This window comes from Mycobacterium sp. E3305 (genome assembly GCF_001666785.1).
Classification (GTDB): Bacteria; Actinomycetota; Actinomycetes; order Mycobacteriales; family Mycobacteriaceae; genus Mycobacterium.
Map to the genome: position 1 here is coordinate 1 of NZ_LZJA01000213.1, position 1,175 is coordinate 1,175.

The following is a 1,175-nucleotide window of genomic DNA, read 5'->3' on the forward strand; positions in this document are numbered from 1 at the left end:
GCCCGCGATCGGAGGCCGCGCCGATCCACACGGGAATGGGGCGTTGGACGGGCAACGGGGCCAGCCCCGCCGCGGTCACGCTGTGGTACTTGCCGTCGAAGGTGACCGACCGCTCGGTCCACAGCCGGCGCAACAGCTCGACCTGCTCCTCGGAGCGCTTGCCGCGATTGGTGAAGTTCTCGCCCAGCGCCTCGTATTCGACCGCGTTCCAGCCCAATCCGACACCGAGCCGGAAGCGGCCGCCGGTCAGCAGATCGACCTCGGCCGCCTGCTTGGCCACCAACGCCGTCTGCCGCTGCGGCAGGATGATGACGCCGCTGACCAGCTCGAGCGAGGTGATCGCGGCCAGAAAACCGAACAAGACGAACGGCTCGTGAAACGTCGAGTCGATGTCGTATGGGCCGGCCCAGCCGCGGTGCACCAGGGGGTCGGCGCCCACGACGTGGTCGTACGCCAGGATATGGCTGAATCCGAGTTCCTGTACGCCCTCGCCGTATGCACGCACGACCGCGGGGTCGCCGCCAAGCTCGGTTTGCGGGAACACCACTCCGATGCGCACTCGCGGTGCAACCGAGCCGCCGGGGGATTGCTTCCCGCGCAATGGAAAAAGTTTGAGGGACGGTGCCGTCTTCGCGCCTCTCGGCAAGTGGTCGCTCGAAGCGACGGTTCTCAAGGTGGTACCCGGGGGAATGTACGACACCGCCGGGCATCACAACCACGACCGCCGCCCGAATATTTCACCGACGCCCGATGATGGACGCGTGACGACAAAAAAGATTGGACATGCGCTGCGGATCGGCCGCTTCGAGCGGACTTTCGAAGCCGAGCTGACCGCGCGGTACGAGATCCCCAAGCTTCCCGACGGTCCGGGGCGCGCCGACTTCTTCGCCGAACATGCGGCTGACGTTCGCATCGTGATCACATCGGGCACGGCCGGTGTCGACGGCGACACCATCGCCGCGCTGCCCAACCTCGAGGTGATCGTCAACAACGGCGCCGGCGTGGACCTGATCGATCTGCCCGCGGCGCGGCGCCGCGGCATCGGCGTCAGCAACACGCCCGACGTCCTTTCGGACACGGTGGCCGACACCGCGCTGGGCCTGATCCTGATGACCCTGCGCCGTTTCGGCGCCGCCGACCGCTACGTGCGGGCGGGCCGCTGGCTGCGCGACGGC

Annotated in this window: 1 protein-coding gene and 1 pseudogene; one reads left to right on the plus strand and one right to left on the minus strand. The window is 67.9% G+C overall.

What is annotated here, in order from left to right:
* A partial coding sequence (locus A5701_RS20275) for a TIGR03619 family F420-dependent LLM class oxidoreductase (protein ID WP_067757901.1) occupies nt 1-559 on the minus strand: 559 nt, incomplete at its 3' end.
* A gap of 130 nt (nt 560-689) precedes the next feature.
* Between A5701_RS20275 and A5701_RS20280 the strand changes: the two are divergent.
* A pseudogene (locus A5701_RS20280) lies at nt 690-1,175 on the plus strand (2-hydroxyacid dehydrogenase); the annotation flags it as partial.